The sequence below is a fragment of the Micromonospora sp. NPDC004336 genome (assembly GCF_053602615.1).
This window is the reverse complement of record NZ_JBSGDY010000385.1, coordinates 1-1043: the sequence shown is the minus strand read 5'-3', so window position 1 is coordinate 1043 and position 1043 is coordinate 1. Positions and strand designations below refer to the sequence as shown.

Annotated in this window: 1 protein-coding gene; it reads left to right on the top strand. The window is 68.3% G+C overall.

The window, feature by feature from the left end:
• Positions 1–128 precede the first annotated feature (128 nt).
• Positions 129–1031: an IS5 family transposase gene (locus ACWENR_RS30910; RefSeq protein WP_452280458.1), complete on the top strand. Its 903-nt coding sequence runs from the start codon at positions 129–131 to the stop codon at positions 1029–1031.
• Positions 1032–1043: the final 12 nt, after the last annotated feature.

Sequence of the window (1043 nt, the reverse complement as noted above, 5' to 3'; positions counted from 1 at the left end):
CTAGCCCGTGTTTCGTAAGGGCCGTGTTGGGCGGTGAGGTGGGCCCGGCGTGGCGGTGATCGCTAAAGGTTGAGGTCTCCGGTAGATCGGTTAGCGACCAAGCGAACCGAAGACCGACCGGAGACCTCGTGCCCAGGGTAGCGGCAGCGAGGCGGCATGATCTCACCGACGCTCAGTGGGCGGGGCTGCGGCCTGTTTTGCCTGTTGAGCCGGGTCGGGGGCGTCCGCCGCGTTGGACGAAACGGCAGATCATCGACGGGATCCGGTGGCGGGTCCGGACGGGAACGCCGTGGCGGGATGTGCCCGAGGTGTATGCGCCTTGGCAGACCTTGTATCGCTGGTTCCGGCGCTGGCAGCGTGATGGCACCTGGGCGAAGGTCCTGGCAGGGTTGCAGGCCGGGGCGGACGCCGCTGGGAAAATTGAGTGGACGGTGAGCGTCGACTCCACGATCAGCCGCGCCCACCAGCACGCCGCAGGCGCCCGCCGGGACGGTCACCTGCAGAAGGAACCGCCGGGCGGGGTTGCCACCGAGCCCGACGATCACGGGCTGGGCCGATCGAGGGGCGGGTTCACCACCAAGACGCATCTGGCCTGCGAGCAGGGCCGCAAGACTCTCGCTGTGGTGATCACCGGTGGGCAGCGCGGAGACAGCCCGCAGTTCATCACCGTGCTGGAGCGGATCAAGGTGTACCGGGTCGGCGGGGGCCGGCCCCGCACGCGTCCCGACCTGGTCCTGGCCGACAAGGCGTACACCAGCCGCGGCAACCGCGGGTACGCCCGCCGCCGAAAGATCCGGGTCTGCATCCCGAGCAAGGCCGACCAGGACGCCCACCGCAAGGCCAAGGGATCCAAAGGCGGCCGCCCGCCCGCCTTCAACCCCATCGACTACCGGTTACGGCACGCCGTGGAATGCGGCATCAACCAGCTCAAGCAGCATCGGGCCATGGCCACCCGCTACGACAAACTCGCCGTCCGCTTCGAAGCCACCGTCACCATCGCCATCATCAACCAGTGGCTCCGAGCCTTATGAAACACGGGCTAG